General features: G+C 69.1%; 18 protein-coding genes and 1 pseudogene. 7 read left to right on the top strand and 12 right to left on the bottom strand.

Annotated features, from left to right (window positions below; all coding sequences use genetic code 11):
• Nucleotides 1-37: 37 nt before the first annotated feature.
• Nucleotides 38-199, bottom strand: a complete 162-nt coding sequence (locus VM306_RS12345; RefSeq protein ID WP_325514313.1) for a hypothetical protein — start codon at nt 197-199, stop codon at nt 38-40.
• Nucleotides 200-290: 91 nt separating this feature from the next.
• Entirely contained in the window at nt 291-983 is a 693-nt protein-coding gene (locus VM306_RS12340; protein WP_325514311.1) for a FadR/GntR family transcriptional regulator, read from the bottom strand.
• A gap of 127 nt (nt 984-1,110) precedes the next feature.
• Between VM306_RS12340 and VM306_RS12335 the strand changes: the two genes are divergently transcribed.
• Entirely contained in the window at nt 1,111-2,268 is a 1,158-nt protein-coding gene (locus VM306_RS12335) for a mandelate racemase/muconate lactonizing enzyme family protein (RefSeq protein ID WP_325514309.1), read from the top strand.
• Between the two features lie 121 nt (nt 2,269-2,389).
• On the opposite strand, the gene VM306_RS12330 is transcribed toward VM306_RS12335, so the two are convergent.
• Entirely contained in the window at nt 2,390-3,088 is a 699-nt protein-coding gene (locus VM306_RS12330) for a nitroreductase (protein ID WP_325514307.1), read from the bottom strand.
• Between the two features lie 87 nt (nt 3,089-3,175).
• Between VM306_RS12330 and VM306_RS12325 the strand changes: the two genes are divergently transcribed.
• Genes VM306_RS12325 through VM306_RS12315 form a run of 3 tightly spaced genes read left to right on the top strand, consistent with a single transcriptional unit; the run spans nt 3,176 to nt 5,427 of the window.
• On the top strand, nt 3,176-3,769 hold the full coding sequence (locus VM306_RS12325) for a helix-turn-helix domain-containing protein (RefSeq protein WP_325514305.1): 594 nt from the start codon (nt 3,176-3,178) through the stop codon (nt 3,767-3,769).
• 58 nt (nt 3,770-3,827) lie between these two features.
• Nucleotides 3,828-4,337 carry a toxin gene (locus VM306_RS12320; protein WP_325514303.1) on the top strand — a complete coding sequence of 170 codons (510 nt, stop codon included), beginning with the start codon at nt 3,828-3,830 and terminating at the stop codon, nt 4,335-4,337.
• Nucleotides 4,330-5,427 (top strand): MAB_1171c family putative transporter, encoded by a 1,098-nt coding sequence (locus VM306_RS12315; RefSeq protein WP_325514301.1) that lies wholly within the window; start codon nt 4,330-4,332, stop codon nt 5,425-5,427. The genes VM306_RS12320 and VM306_RS12315 overlap by 8 nt, the downstream gene beginning before the upstream one ends.
• Here the strand turns inward: VM306_RS12315 and VM306_RS12310 are convergent.
• Nucleotides 5,381-5,812 (bottom strand): helix-turn-helix domain-containing protein, encoded by a 432-nt coding sequence (locus tag VM306_RS12310; RefSeq protein ID WP_325514299.1) that lies wholly within the window; start codon nt 5,810-5,812, stop codon nt 5,381-5,383. The genes VM306_RS12315 and VM306_RS12310 overlap by 47 nt on opposite strands.
• A gap of 307 nt (nt 5,813-6,119) precedes the next feature.
• Nucleotides 6,120-6,509: pseudogene (locus VM306_RS12305) on the bottom strand (PaaI family thioesterase); the annotation flags it as partial.
• A 61-nt stretch (nt 6,510-6,570) separates the two neighbouring features.
• On the opposite strand from VM306_RS12305, the gene VM306_RS12300 reads away from it, so the two are divergent.
• On the top strand, nt 6,571-7,059 hold the full coding sequence (locus VM306_RS12300; protein WP_325514297.1) for a TetR-like C-terminal domain-containing protein: 489 nt from the start codon (nt 6,571-6,573) through the stop codon (nt 7,057-7,059).
• Here VM306_RS12300 and VM306_RS12295 read toward each other — a convergent pair.
• The 4 genes from VM306_RS12295 to VM306_RS12280 are packed head-to-tail and all read right to left on the bottom strand — an operon-like array spanning nt 7,050 to nt 8,938.
• Complete coding sequence (locus tag VM306_RS12295) at nt 7,050-7,208, bottom strand: hypothetical protein (RefSeq protein ID WP_325514295.1); 159 nt, start codon at nt 7,206-7,208, stop codon at nt 7,050-7,052. The genes VM306_RS12300 and VM306_RS12295 overlap by 10 nt on opposite strands.
• A gap of 16 nt (nt 7,209-7,224) precedes the next feature.
• Nucleotides 7,225-7,635: a heme-binding protein gene (locus tag VM306_RS12290; RefSeq protein WP_325514293.1), complete on the bottom strand. Its 411-nt coding sequence runs from the start codon at nt 7,633-7,635 to the stop codon at nt 7,225-7,227.
• Nucleotides 7,632-7,952, bottom strand: a complete 321-nt coding sequence (locus VM306_RS12285) for an NIPSNAP family protein (RefSeq protein ID WP_325514291.1) — start codon at nt 7,950-7,952, stop codon at nt 7,632-7,634. The genes VM306_RS12290 and VM306_RS12285 overlap by 4 nt, the downstream gene beginning before the upstream one ends.
• 32 nt (nt 7,953-7,984) lie before the next feature.
• Complete coding sequence (locus VM306_RS12280; RefSeq protein WP_325514431.1) at nt 7,985-8,938, bottom strand: NADP-dependent oxidoreductase; 954 nt, start codon at nt 8,936-8,938, stop codon at nt 7,985-7,987.
• A gap of 153 nt (nt 8,939-9,091) precedes the next feature.
• Here VM306_RS12280 and VM306_RS12275 point away from each other — a divergent pair, with 153 nt between their 5' ends.
• On the top strand, nt 9,092-9,493 hold the full coding sequence (locus VM306_RS12275) for a helix-turn-helix domain-containing protein (RefSeq protein WP_325514289.1): 402 nt from the start codon (nt 9,092-9,094) through the stop codon (nt 9,491-9,493).
• A 9-nt stretch (nt 9,494-9,502) separates the two neighbouring features.
• Here VM306_RS12275 and VM306_RS12270 read toward each other — a convergent pair whose 3' ends face one another.
• The 3 genes from VM306_RS12270 to VM306_RS12260 form a co-directional block, all read right to left on the bottom strand.
• On the bottom strand, nt 9,503-10,504 hold the full coding sequence (locus VM306_RS12270; protein WP_325514286.1) for an ABC transporter substrate-binding protein: 1,002 nt from the start codon (nt 10,502-10,504) through the stop codon (nt 9,503-9,505).
• 178 nt (nt 10,505-10,682) lie between these two features.
• Entirely contained in the window at nt 10,683-11,489 is an 807-nt protein-coding gene (locus VM306_RS12265) for a GH12 family glycosyl hydrolase domain-containing protein (protein WP_325514284.1), read from the bottom strand.
• Between the two features lie 138 nt (nt 11,490-11,627).
• On the bottom strand, nt 11,628-12,077 hold the full coding sequence (locus VM306_RS12260) for a GNAT family N-acetyltransferase (RefSeq protein WP_325514282.1): 450 nt from the start codon (nt 12,075-12,077) through the stop codon (nt 11,628-11,630).
• A 316-nt stretch (nt 12,078-12,393) separates the two neighbouring features.
• Here VM306_RS12260 and VM306_RS12255 point away from each other — a divergent pair, with 316 nt between their 5' ends.
• Nucleotides 12,394-13,347 (top strand): arabinan endo-1,5-alpha-L-arabinosidase, encoded by a 954-nt coding sequence (locus VM306_RS12255; protein WP_325514280.1) that lies wholly within the window; start codon nt 12,394-12,396, stop codon nt 13,345-13,347.
• Nucleotides 13,348-13,374: the final 27 nt, after the last annotated feature.

Raw genomic sequence — 13,374 nt, 5'->3', positions numbered from 1 at the left:
GCGGGACAACGAGGCGTGCGCCCCGCTGCCGGGTCGTTCATGTGCTGAAGCCGACGAGCTCCACGCGGTAGTCGTTGCGGCTACCGCGGAGGACCGTCGTGGGGGTGATGGCGGCGGAGACGGGCGACGCGCACGGCACCGCGCACCCGCGCGATGTCGTGAGCCCCGGCCGGATCGGCGGGATCGCAGGTGCTGCCATGCCTCGTCCGCCCTTGTCATCGGTCCGGATCTCGGTCGTGCAGTGCGGGTTGTGCGGTGAAGCCGTGCGGTGCGGTTGTGCGGTGGGACAGCTAGCGGCGCCGGGTGGCACGCCTGGTCTGCTGCTCCTTCTCCGCGAGGAGAGTGGAGTTGTTGGCCAGGTGCTTGCGCATCGCCGCGCGGGCACCTGCCGGGTCGCCCGCCACGAGCGCCTCGTAGATCTCCGTGTGGTCGGCGGTGGCCTTGCGCAGCGCGGCCGGCGCCTCGTTGGTGATGCGCCGGCTGGCCGTGCCGAGCCAGCGGGCGGAGTACATGATCCGGTCGAGGATGCGGTTGTCCGCCGCCCGGCAGATCTCCATGTGGAACTCGTGGTCGACCTCGAGGTAGGCGTTGGGGTCGCCCTCGAGCGCCGCCATGCGGTCGAGCTCGTCCCTGAGCCGCTCCAGCGTCTCGCCGGTGACGCTGGTCGCGGCCATCGCGGCGAGCTCGGGCTCGAGCAGCACGCGCATCTGGTGCAGTTCCTGCAGCAGCTCGCCGACGATCTCGGTGGGCAGCAACTCGATCAGCAACGGGCTCAGGTAGTCCCACTCCGCCGGAGGGCGCACGACGACGCGGCGGCCCTGCGCTACCTCGACCATGTCGAGCGAGGCGAGGATCTTGAGCGTCTCCCGCGCCACCACGCGGGACACCCCGAACTCGCGGGAGATGTCGAGCTCCGAAGGGGCCCGGCCGTCCTCGAGATCACCGCTGACGATGCGCCGGGTCAGGTGAGCCGCCACCTGCACCGGAAGAGTCCGGACCTTGACAGCGTCCGGAGACTCTTGTCCCCTTTGCATGTCATCAGCTTATAGGACAAGTTGGGAAACACGCGACAGTCCGTCTCATATGCACGACCCAGCGGCGGGAGAGCAAATGCGGATTGTGAACGTCACGACAGCGGTGGTGGCCTACCACGGCGAGGCCACGCTGGTGCGGATCGACACGGACGAGGGCCTCAGCGGGTTCGGCGAGGCCAACCCCGACGCCGGCGCGGGCGCCGTCGTGGGAATGATCAACTACTTAGCACCTCTCCTGATCGGTGAGGACCCGCGCAACGTCGAGCGGTGCTGGGAGAAACTGCGCCGCAACAAGGTCTTCGCGGGGCCCCAGGGCGGCGTGTTCGTGATCGCCCTGTCCGGGATCGAGATCGCGTTGTGGGACCTCGCGGGCAAGGCCGCCGGCCAGCCGGTCTACCGGCTGCTCGGCGGGAAGTTCCGCGACCGGATCCGCCTGTACGCCGACTGCGGCGACGGCGACGACCCGGCGGGCTCGATCGCAGGGTGCGTCGACCGGGCACAGAGGATGGTCGCCGAAGGCTTCACCGCCATCAAGTTCGACATCGACAACCTGCACCACCCAGCCAAGTTCGACGACTTCAACCACACGGTCAACGCCGCCGAGCTGCGGTCGATGGTCGAACGCGTGGCAGCCGTCCGGGAGGCGATCGGCCCGGACGTCGACCTGGCGATCGACCTGCACGCCCGCTACGACGTGCCGAGCGCGTGCCGGATCTCGTGGGAGCTCGAGCCGTTCCGCCTGATGTGGCTGGAGGAACCGCTGCCGGCGGAGAACGTCGACGCGCTGGTGCGGGTGCGCGAACAGACCCGCACACCCATCTGCGCGGGCGAGAACCTCTACCTGCGGTGGGGATTCCGCGAACTGCTCGAACGCGGGGCCGTGGACGTCATCGAGCCGGACGTGCCGAAGTGCGGCGGCCTCGCCGAGGCCAAGAAGATCGCCAACCTCGCGGAGCTCCACTACATCCCCTTCGCACCACACCTGGTGTCGACGCCGCTGGGCACGATGGCCACGTCGCACCAGTGCGGGGCGATCCCCAACTTCTTCGTCCAGGAGTGGCACGCCCTGGAGGAACGCGCGGTGTGGGACAGCTACGTCCACGCCCCCGACGGGAGCGGCTCGATCGTGAAGGACGGCTACATCACGCTTCCCGACACTCCCGGCATCGGCGTGGAGCTCGACATGGACGGCGTCCGGGCACACGCCGTCGCGGGTTACGGGGTCTTCGAGTAGCAGCACCGGCTCCGCGAGCGGGAGGGGCGCCTTCGGGCATCCCTCCCCCACCCCGGATGTCGCAGGACGACGGCGCCGGGCGTCATCCGTCCACAAAGGACCGAATTTGACAACGTCGTCATCACTCTGCGAGCCGCCGGCGAAACTGGTGGAAGCGCGTCGTTTCCCCCAGGGGCTCGCGGCCGACGGCGACCGCGTTGATCTCCGCGGCGGGATCGGCGTAGCCGAACGAGATGCCGAACAACAGCTTCCCACCGGTCACGCCGAGCACCTCGCGAACGGTGTCGGCGTAGAAGCTCAACAGCGCCTGAGGACAGCTGGCCACCCCGTGCGCGGTCATGGCCAGCAACAAGGTCTGCGCATACATGCCGACGTCGGCGGTCAACCGCGGGTCACCCGATTCCGGCGCGTACAGCAGGGCGACGTGAGGGGCGCCGTAGAAACCGAGGCTCTTGGCGTCGTAGGCGGCGCGCAGCTCGTCGGAGTCGCGGTTGATGCCGAGAGCGCTGTAGAGCGTGGCACCGAACGCCGCGCGCCTGCGTTGCTGCACCGGCGAGTAAATGCTGTCGTCATAAGGGAAGTCGACCGTTCGCCGCCCGGCCCCGTGGGCGGACAGGAGTGCCTCGGCGAGCTCGTCCCTGGCGTCACCGCTGACCACCTCGACCTGCCAGGGCTGCGCGTTGGAGTTCGACGGCGCGGCGCCGGCCAGGGCGAAGACGGCCTCGATCGTCTCGTCCGGAACGGGGTCGGGCAGGAACGCCCTGGTCGCCCGCCGGCCGCGGATGAGCCGCTGCGCGGCATCGAAGAGCTCGATCGTCACACTGCCACCTTAGGTATACGTTTGCGTTTACCTAAGCGACCCTAACGAGCAGCACGCCTTATGTAAACGCCGCCGTACACTCAGGTCATGGACGAAGGACGCGCACGCCGGGCAGGACGGGGAGGCCGGGAACGCGTGCTGACCGCCGCCGTCAGCCTGTTCGCCAGGAAGGGCATCGCCGCCACCACGATGGAGGACATCGCCGCGGAGGCCCCCGTGTCGAAGCGGACCCTCTACGCGCACTTCCCCACCAAGGAAGACCTCGTCCTGGCACACCTGCGGCACGTCCTGGAGTCCGGCTGCACGCTGCTGGAAACCCTGACGCGGACCGACATCCCGCCACACGACCGGCTCCTCGCGATGTTCACCGTTCCCCCGTGGCCGGACGGCATCGTCCACGGCTGCCCGTTCATCCACGCCGCGGCCGAGCACCCCGATCCCGCCGGCCGGGTGCACGCCTTCGCCCGCGAGCAGAAGCAGCTCATGCTCAGGCTGGTGACCGGTCTCGTCGACGAGCTCGGCTTCCAGGACCCGGACCTGCTCGCCGAGCAGCTCGTCACCCTCGCCGACGGTGCCGCGAGCCGCGCCATGGTGCTGAACGACTCCGGCTACGGCCGCCACGCCCGCGCCGCCGCGGAAGTCCTCCTCGACCACGCACCGCGAGTGGCCAGGACCGCCTGACCGGCCCGGTCACGGCGCCCGGAAGCGGTCCCGGGGCAGCACACTAGGATCGGGTTCCGTGGAACTGGCGCGGGTGCGGAAGCGCTGCGAGGACGAGATCCGGCGGCTGCGCATCGGCACGCCGCTCGACGTCGCGGCCCTCTGCGACGAACTGGCCGAGCAGCGCGGCAGGCCTCTTCACCTGCTCGCGCTGACATCGCGCAGTTCCAACCCGTCCGGGCTGTGGGTGGCGGCGAAGAAGGCGGACTACATCTTCTACGACGAGTCCGTGGGCGAGGCCCATCGCGCGCACATCATCCTGCACGAGGTCGGGCACATGGTGTTCGCCCACGCCGGTGTGGCCGAATTGGACGACCTCACCGCGCGGCTGCTCGCGCCGAACCTGGATCCGAAGGTGGTGCGGCAGCTGCTGTGCCGCGACAGCTACGACAACGAGCACGAGCAGGAGGCCGAGCTGTTCGCGTCGCTCGTGCTCATGCGGGCGGGCTTCGAGGTCGTGGGCACCGTGGCGCAGGACGTCGAGACCGATCCCGAACTGGCCAGGCTGCGCGAGGTGCTCGGTGCTTAGGGCCTTCCACATCCTCGTCGTGGTGCTGCTGTGGGCCTGCACCGCGTACCGGGTGATGCTCCTGGTGCGGCGGCCGTCGAGGAGCTTCGGCAACGCGGCGGTCTGCTTCGCGCTGTTCTTCCTGGCGCTCGGGTTCACGGTCGGGCTCCCCCCGCTCTACCAGCGGATCCCGTGGCTGGCCGAGGGTGCGAGCCTGGTCAGGCTGGTCCAGCACGGACTCATCGTGGTCAGCCTGTTCTGGCTGCACGTGTTCGTCGCGCACTCCGGGAACCGGTCGATGCGCGGCATGGCGGCGCGTGCCGTGACCGCGGTCGTCGCCCTCGTCTCGATGATCGTGCTGTTCCTGCTCGCGGACCCCGGTGACAACGCGGAGGACTTCGTCGGGGCATACGCCCACGCGCCTTTCGTGACCGAGTACCTGCTCGTGTACCTCGGTTACATGGCCTACGTCCTGATGGACGTCGTCCGGCTCACGCGGCAGTTCGCGGGCAGCGTCGCGGAAGGTCCGATGAAGTTCGCCCTCCGGCTGTGGTCGGCCGCCAGCCTGATCGGGTTCGTCTACGCCTCGCACAAGGCGGCCTTCGCCCTGGCCTCCCGCCTGGACCTGCCGCCGTCGTGGTCGGAGGGTCCGGTGTCCACCACGCTGTCCGGCGTCGTCCTGGTGCTGTTCGTGGTGGGCCTGACCGCCTACCTGTGGGGCCCGCAGATCGTCCGCGCCGGGCAGCGGTGGCAGCAGCACCGCAGGTACCGCGTGCTGCGCCCGCTGTGGCGGGCCTGCTACGACGTCATGCCGGACATCGCGCTCATGCCACCGGACATGCGCGTGCCGATCGACCTGCGGGTCTACCGCTGCGTCATCGAGATCCTGGACGGACGGCTCGCGTTGCGCGCCTACTGGGACACCGGCATCGCCGCGCGGGACGGCGAGGCGGCGGCGCTGGCCGCCGCGCTCGCGGCGAAGGCCCGTGAGGAACCGGTGGCGGCGGGCCCTGCCGGGCTGCCCCCGCTCGACGTCGACGAGCTGACCGAGGTGGCACGCGCCTTCAGGACTCTTTCGGCGGGAGCCCTTCCAGCTCACGCACGCGGTTGATCACCTCGGCGATCGTGTCGAGGCTCCTGTCCGAGAGCCCGGACGCCCGCATCGCGACTTCCCGCACGCCGTTGTCCTTCAGCGCGGTGACGAGCGCGATCTCGCCCTCGACCTGCTCGCGCACCGCGTCGTCGAAGAAGTAGGCCGCCGGCACCCCGAAGAACGTCGCCAGCGCCGTCAGGTGCTTGAGCGTCGGGTTGTCGCGCTGCCCGGTGCGCAGGTACCAGATGTAGGACGCGGAGATCGTCACGCCCTGGTCGCGCGTGATCGCCGCGGCGACGTCCTCGTTGCTGTACTCGCGCTTGCCGGACTCCCGGATGGACCGGAACAGGTACTCGAGGCGCTCGGCCAGGACCTGCCGTCGTGGCTGCTCCGGGTCGCTCATCCCACCCACCTCGCTTCTTGACTGGGATGCATCCCAACGTTACATGCTTCACATCGGTTGACGGCATGGTCCGGATCGCGCTTAACTTACCTCGCTTCAACTGGTGTGAATCCGTATTTCACTGTATTCACACCAGTCAACCTGGGGGGTTGTGATGAGACCGTTCCGGTACTTCCTCACCGCGGGGCCGATCCTGGATTAGGACCGGCGCCGAACCCGTCAGCACTGTGAAGCGGGGCCACACCACTGGGGGTGGTGTGGCCCCCCTTCCTCGCGAAGACCGCCAGCAGTGCCACATCGCAGCGTCCTACTCGGCGTCCGCCGGCCGCTCACGCGGGACGCGCACGCCCACCAGCTGCGTGACACGCACGCAGAGCTTGCCTTCGGAATCGGTGACGTCGACGTTCACGGTGATCACCGAGCGTCCGACGTGCAGCGCGGTGGCCTTCGCCGCGGCATCACCCCGTACCGGGCTCATGAAGTGGGAGCTGGACTCCATCGTCGCGGGCATGGCGCCGGGCGGCGCGTACAGCACCGCGCAGACCGCCGCGCTCACGTCCGCGAGCCCCATCAGCGCACCACCGTGCAGACCGCCGTGGGCGGTGGAGAGCTCCGGGCTGTACGCCAGCCGGGCACTGACCGGGGTCGCGGGCTTGAGTTCCTCGAACTCCACTCCGAGCGTGCGCGCGTAGGGCGCGAGGGCGTAGACGCCGTCGGTCTACCTGCACTTCGCCGACAAGCAGGCGCTGGTCGGCGCCGTGGCCGCCAGGGCGTGGGCGAACCTCGACAAGCACATGCGCGATGCCCGCGAGGGCGTCGGCGACCCCATGCGGGCACTGCGCCGCACCGGCGCGGCCTACGTGCGGTTCGCAGTCGACCACCCGGTGCAGTACAGGTTGTTGCTGATGAGCGCCCCTGACGAAGCCGGCGAGGCGCAGCACGAAGCCGCGAACGCGTGCCTGCAACACATCGTGGCGGCGGTCCGCCCCTGCGTCGAAGCCGGCGTGCTGCGCGGAGACGCCGAGCAGTTGACCCTGCGCATGTGGTCGGCCGTGCACGGCTGCGCGGCCTTGCTCATCTCCCAGCCGCACCTGCCGTGGCCGGTCGAGACGATCGGCGACGAGGTGGCCCGCATGGCCGGACTCGGCGCGGCGATGGCCACCCGCCTCGACCCGCGGGAGTTCTACCCCGCCGACGCGTTCACCGCCGCCCTCGACGGCGCGGCTGCCGTGCTGCGTCAGACCTGACCGACCTCCCCGTCGACGGGAAGGTCGACGGGGGCGTGCGGCACGCCGAGAGCGGCGAACAGGCCGGCGGCCTCGGCGACCATGTCCGAGGACTGGTAGCGCACTGTGCACAGACCCGCGCGTGGACGGGCATCTCCTCCTTCCAGCATGCCGGGCGACCACGACTCAGTCCGGGACGGAAAACCCCTGCGACTTCAGCGCGGCGCGGGCGGCGTCCACGTCCTGCTGGGCTGTCCCGCCGGAGACCCCGAGTCCTCCGACGCACACGTCCCCGTCGAACAGAGGGACCCCTCCTCCCACGGCCATGAGCCGCGGGTGGTGGGCCAGCGGTGCCACCTGGGGATCGGCGACGATGGCGTTCAGGGTGTGCGTCGCGAGCCGGAACGAGGCCGCCGTCCAGGCCTTGTCCACCGCGACCTCGGCGGCGAGGAACGGCGTCCCGTCAGCGCGTTCGAAGGCCACTAGATGACCACCGGCGTCGGTGACCGCCGTGGCGACGCCGAACCCGGCCGCGGCGGCCTCGTGACGCACGGCCTCGATCAACGCGACTGCCGCCGCACGGCTGATCGTGCTCACTTCAGCCCGGAGATCGGCGTCGGAACGGCCCTCGTGACCTTCATCTGGTCCACGAACACGAGGTTCTGCACCGCCGGGCCGATCTCGTCCCGCCAGCGGTCGCTCTCGTACACGTTGGCGTACAACGCGATCCGCTCCTCCTCGTCCTCGAACCGCCGGATCCACACGTAACCGTCCGGGTCCTCCTCGTCGACGAACGAGGCGATGACCGACATCCCCTGCTCGACCTGGAACGGGATGATGGTGTCCTCCATGTAGCGGACCCATTCGTCCCGCCGTCCCGGCTGGACCTGGTAGCGACGGATCTCGTAGAACACGTGTTGCTCCAATGCTTTCCGCGACGAAGGGGTCAGGAGGTGACGCGCAGGACGAGCTTGCCGCGGGTGCGGTTGGACTCTCCGCGGATGTGGGCCGCGGCGACTTCCTCGAGCGGGAACGTCTCCTCGACCTCCACCGCCACCTCGCCGGCGTCGATGAGCTCGGCGATGCGGGTGAGCGCGGGACCGTCCGGCTCGACCAGGAAGGGCGAGACCCGCACGCCCTTCGCCTCGGCCGCGGCGGTGAGTCCGGGCGACATCCCCGAGGGAACGGCCACCAGCAGCCCGTCGGGGCGCAGCACCTCCAGCGACCGCGTGCTGGTGTTGTCGTGCGCGTCGCCGACCAGGTCGATCACGACGTCGACGCCGGAGATGGCGTCCTCGAACCGGACCGCGGTGTAGTCGACGACCTCGTCCGCGCCGAGCTTCGTGAGCCAGTCGTGACCGCCGGCACGGGCGGTGCCGATCACGTGGGCGCCGAGGTGCTTGGCGAACTGGACCGCCAGGTGCCCGACACCGCCCGCGGCGGCGTGGACCAGGACGCGCTGCCCCGGCGTGACGTGCGCGGTGTCCACCAGGGCCTGCCACGCCGTCAGCGCGGCGAGCGGGACCGCCGCGGCCTGCTCGTGGCCGATGCTCGACGGCTTGCGGGCGAACTGCCGCGCCGGCGCCGTCACGTACTCGGCGTAGCCACCGGCCTCCCGCGGGAACCAGGGCATGCCGTAGACCTCGTCACCCTCCCGCAGGGTCGTGACGCCGAAGCCGACCTTCTCCACCACGCCGGAGACGTCCCAGCCCAGGACGAACGGCGGCTCCCCGAGCACACCGGCCATTCCGCCGCCCGCGCGGGTCTTCCAGTCCACCGGGTTGATGCCGGCCGCGTGCACCTTCACCCGGACCTCGGTCGGCAGCGGTTCGGGGCGCGGCACCTCCTGCACCGAAAGCACATCGGGACCGCCGAAGGCGTGCTGGACGACGGCGCGCATCGATGAGTCGGACACTGGTTCTCTCCCTGGATCACGAACGCGGAGCGACCGGGACGTGGTCTCTCCCTGACCCGGGGAACGTATCCCCAGGGTTATAGTTACCCGCAAGGGACAATACTTCCCTTTGGGAAGCATCGAGGTGAAAGGCTTGCGATGACCACCGTCTGCCAAACGGGACTGCACTCCGACCACGATGTCTACGCCTCGCAGTGCCCGTGCCGGGCGATGCTGGACCTGCTGGCGAACAAGTGGTCCGCGCTCGCCATCGGCGCTCTGGAGGACGGCCCGCAGCGGTTCGGGCAACTGCAACGGCACCTGCAGGGAGTCAGCCCGAAGGTGCTGACCCAGAGCCTGCGACGCCTCGAGGAGTTCGGCCTGGTCGACCGCACCGTCTACCCCGCAGTGCCGCTGCACGTCGAGTACTCGCTCACCGAGCTCGGCCACAGTGCGGCGGTCCCGCTGCGGATGCTGCGCAGCTGGGTGGAGGACAACATCGACAACTCCGCCCTCACCGGGACACCGGCCGCGTCGTGCGAGACCGCGGCGACCCGCTGACCACCGCCGTCAGTTGTCCGGGCCCCTGACCAGCATCGGTTCGACGGCGAGGTCGGTCTGCAGCAGCCCGTAGGTCTTCATCAGGTTGGCCACCCGCTGCAACCGGGTGCCGTCGAGCGAGGTGGGGAACTGGCCGAGGTGCACCAGCTTGGCGGTGTCCCGGTCCACGCCGGCGTAGTCGGGGAGAAGGGCCTGGACCGTGGCGCGGTCCGAGGCGTCGCGCTGCCCCTTGGCCATCGCGCGCTGGAACGCCGCGACGGTGTGCGGGTTGTCCTGGAGGAACCTGCCGGTCGTGCCGTAGCCCGCGATGGGGATGCCGTCGGTGGGGCCCGACGCCGCGTCGAGGATCGCGAGCTGCCCGGAGCTGCGCTGCGCCCTGGTGATGAACGGCTCGCTCATGAACCCGGCGTCGACGACGTTGCGCTCGATCGCCGCCTCCATGTCGGGCATGGCCATCTCCTTCAGCGTGACCCGCTTCGGGTCGATGTCATTCGCCTCCAGCACCGCTTTCGTGGTCAGCTCGGAGATGTTGTTGAACGTGTTGATCGCGATGGTCTTGCCGATCAGGTCGCGCAGCGTCTTGATGGAACCGGTCCCCTTGACGAGGATCAGGAACATTCCCGGTTTCGCCTGATAGGCGTCGGAGATCAGTTTGAGGCCGCCGGCGTTCTTCGCGTTCCCCTTCGCCTCCGCGGCGATGAACGAGACCCAGTTGCCGAAGGTGATGTCCAGGCTGCCCTGGACCAGACCGGGGATCGCGGCGGCGCCGCCCTGGACGATGAAGGGCTCGACCTCGAGTCCCTCGTTCCTGAAGTACCCGTTCTTGATCGCGATGTGCAGAGGCGCGACGTCGACGACCGGCAGCACCCCCACCTTGATCCTGGCCTTCTCGACCTTGCTGGACGGTGTTGTCGCCGCCTGTCGCGCGCCGTCCGGCGCACCGCAGCCGGACATCGCCGCGAACAGGGTGACAGCGGCCAGGAGGCCGGTGGTTCGACGCCTGCCGATCATCTGAGTTCTCCTGGTGGAATGACGAAGATGCCCGATCCGGAGATTGATTTGGAGGCTCGCCCGAGCATCTTTGCACGACCGTCAAGAAGGCTCGAACACCAAATCGGATCAACACTTCTTCCACACAAATACGCACAGAAACGAAATGATCTCGTGGATATTCCACGTTGTGCGGGAACTAGTCGTCCACGGAGACGGAAAAGCTTTCGATTGCGTTGCCCGCGCCTCCGCGCCACAGGTTGAAACCAGCCTCGACCGCGACCAGGTACCACTCCAGCGAGATCTGGCCGCGCCCGACGGCGTCCTCGGTGAACGCGGTGATGTCGAGCCCGCTGACCGACGTCACCTCACCGACACGTTCGTAGGTGAGACGCACACGATCTTCGTCGTGCGCCAGCCACACGTTCCACCTGGCGCCCGAGATCGGAACCTCACCGGCCAGCAGGGTGCCTCCCGGCCGGACTCCCCCGCGGCTGCGGAGCCAGATCACCACCTCGGCGCCGTCCGGCGTGCCGTCGGCGACCGGTCCGCTGTGGAACCACACCACGTAGGCGGCGTTGAAGATCCCCGTGTCGGCCTGCCTGCTGACCCAGTCGCTGGTGATGCGGGGCATCGCGGACACCCGCACCGGCAGGTCGCCGACGTCGGTGCACTCCTGCCAGTGACATCCCCTGAACAACGACGGGGACGCGGCTGGAGCACCGGTGGGCGAGGCGTCGTGCCCGGCGCTGTCGATGCGCATCGACTGGTCTCCGACCGTGACGCACTGCGGCGTCTCGGCCGCCCACACGTTGTTCTGGGCGAGGTAGTCCCTGCCGCCGGCCGGAGCCACGCCGTCCTTCGCGCAGAGCGAGACCTTCGCACTCGCCGAGGGGACGGCTTTGGAGAGCACCATGCCGACGACCGCGGCAACCGACGCACCGCCCAGTCCGAGCACGAGGAAGACGACGGCGAGCCGAAACGCGATCTGGGCTGAGGGGTTCAATCCGTGCTCCTCCGGCAGTACCCGAAAGTGCCGGCACCGCGTTGTGCGCCGCCTACGGAGGGATACGCCTCCTCGCGCCGCGGAGTTCAGCGCAGCCCGGAACCGTGCGCATGAACAGCGATTCCGCCGGCGACCGGGTCAGCGCGGCACCGGCGTGAAGCCGAACGTGGCGAGAAGCCGCTCCGAGGGGATGTTGCCGTCGGTGACGCCAGCGAGCACCGGGGCGTTGAGCGCGCGCAGCGATGCCGCCACGACCGCGGTGCCGAGGCCCTGGCCCTTCCACTCGGGATGCGTGATGACGTAGGCGAGCCAGAAGTCGTCGCCGGTCGAGGAGATCAGCGACGCGGCCACGATCCTGCCTTCCTTCAGGGCCACGAAGCTCGCGCGCGGCACCGCGTTCCGCCTCCAGTCCGCGATTTCCACTGCCCCGTCGCTGTTGCCGCCGAGGTGCTCGTCGATCGTGCCGGCGTAGGCGCGTTCCATGAGGTCGGCGACAGCGGCGTCGTCCTGGTCGTCGATCGGTCTCGACGCGTGGTGAGGTGCATCCGGCACTGGACGTGCCGCGCGGCGATACGTGGTCCGGTTCATTCGCCCAGTGTGCCGGTCGATCCAACACCCGACGAGAAGCGGTTGCCGTACTTCGTTCGACTTTCTTCGACACGGCCTCGTCGAACGCCATGTCGATTCGACGGCGTCAAGAATCGACTCTCCACCACACATATGTGAACGCTCACTACTGTTTCGGGTGAGAATCCAGCACGCCCTTGTCAGGCGTGAAAACATCACGTTACGGTGCGGCCAAGACGTTCCCTGCAGTCTTCCACTCCCCCAGGCCAATGATCTTTCGATCAACGAACAGCGGATTTGTTAGCGATAACAGCAGTCGGCTGCCAACGGAGGCATCATGTCGATCGCTCGAATCTCAGCTCTGGCCATCGTCGTCGCACTGGTCGTCGCGCCCTCCGCCGCGGCGGCCGCCTATCCGGATCCCGGCCGCGTCACCGGCGACGTCCAGGTGCACGACCCGGCGATGGTCAGACGGCCCGACGGCAGTTATCTGCTGGTGCACACCGGTGACAACCTCGCGCTGAAGACCTCCACCGACCGCATCGCGTTCCGCAACGCGGGTGCGGTGTTCCCCGGCGGTGCGCCGTGGTCCACGGCCTACACCGGTGGCAGCCGGAACCTCTGGGCCCCGGACATCTCCTACCGCGACGGCCTCTACCGCCTGTACTACTCGGCGTCCACGTTCGGCTCCAACCGCTCGGCGATCTTCCTGGCCACGAGCACCACCGGCGCTTTCGGCACCTGGACCCACCGAGGCCTGGTGATCGAGTCGCGTCAGACGGACGACTTCAACGCCATCGACCCGAACCTGGTGGTGGACGACCAGGGCCGCTGGTGGCTGAGCTTCGGCTCGTTCTGGTCGGGCATCAAGATGATCCAGCTCGACCCCTCCACCGGTCTGCGGCTCGGCAGCGGCATCACCGCCGTCGCCGGGCGGGGTGGCGGCGCGGTCGAGGCGCCGTTCATCGTCAAGCGCGGCCAGTACTACTACCAGTACGTGTCGTTCGACCTGTGCTGCCGCGGTGCGTCGAGCACCTACCGGGTGATGGTGGGCCGCTCTTCCAGCGTCACCGGCCCCTACCTCGACCGCAACGGCGTGCCGATGACCTCGGGTGGCGGCACCGAGGTGCTCGCCGGGCACGGGAGCGTTCACGGGCCAGGGCACCAGGCCGTGCTCGCCGACGTCGACGGCGACCTGATCGTCTACCACTACTACGCCGACAACGGCGCGGCCTCGCTGGGCATCAACCGCCTTGCCTACGACTCGGCCGGCTGGCCACGCGTGGTCTGAGCACTCCCCCGACGTTCACCGCTTCTC

It is taken from the genome of Lentzea sp., assembly GCF_035525475.1.
GTDB lineage: Bacteria > Actinomycetota > Actinomycetes > Mycobacteriales > Pseudonocardiaceae > Lentzea.
Note: the sequence above shows the minus strand (reverse complement) of the source record. Positions and strands in the feature narration are given on the sequence as shown.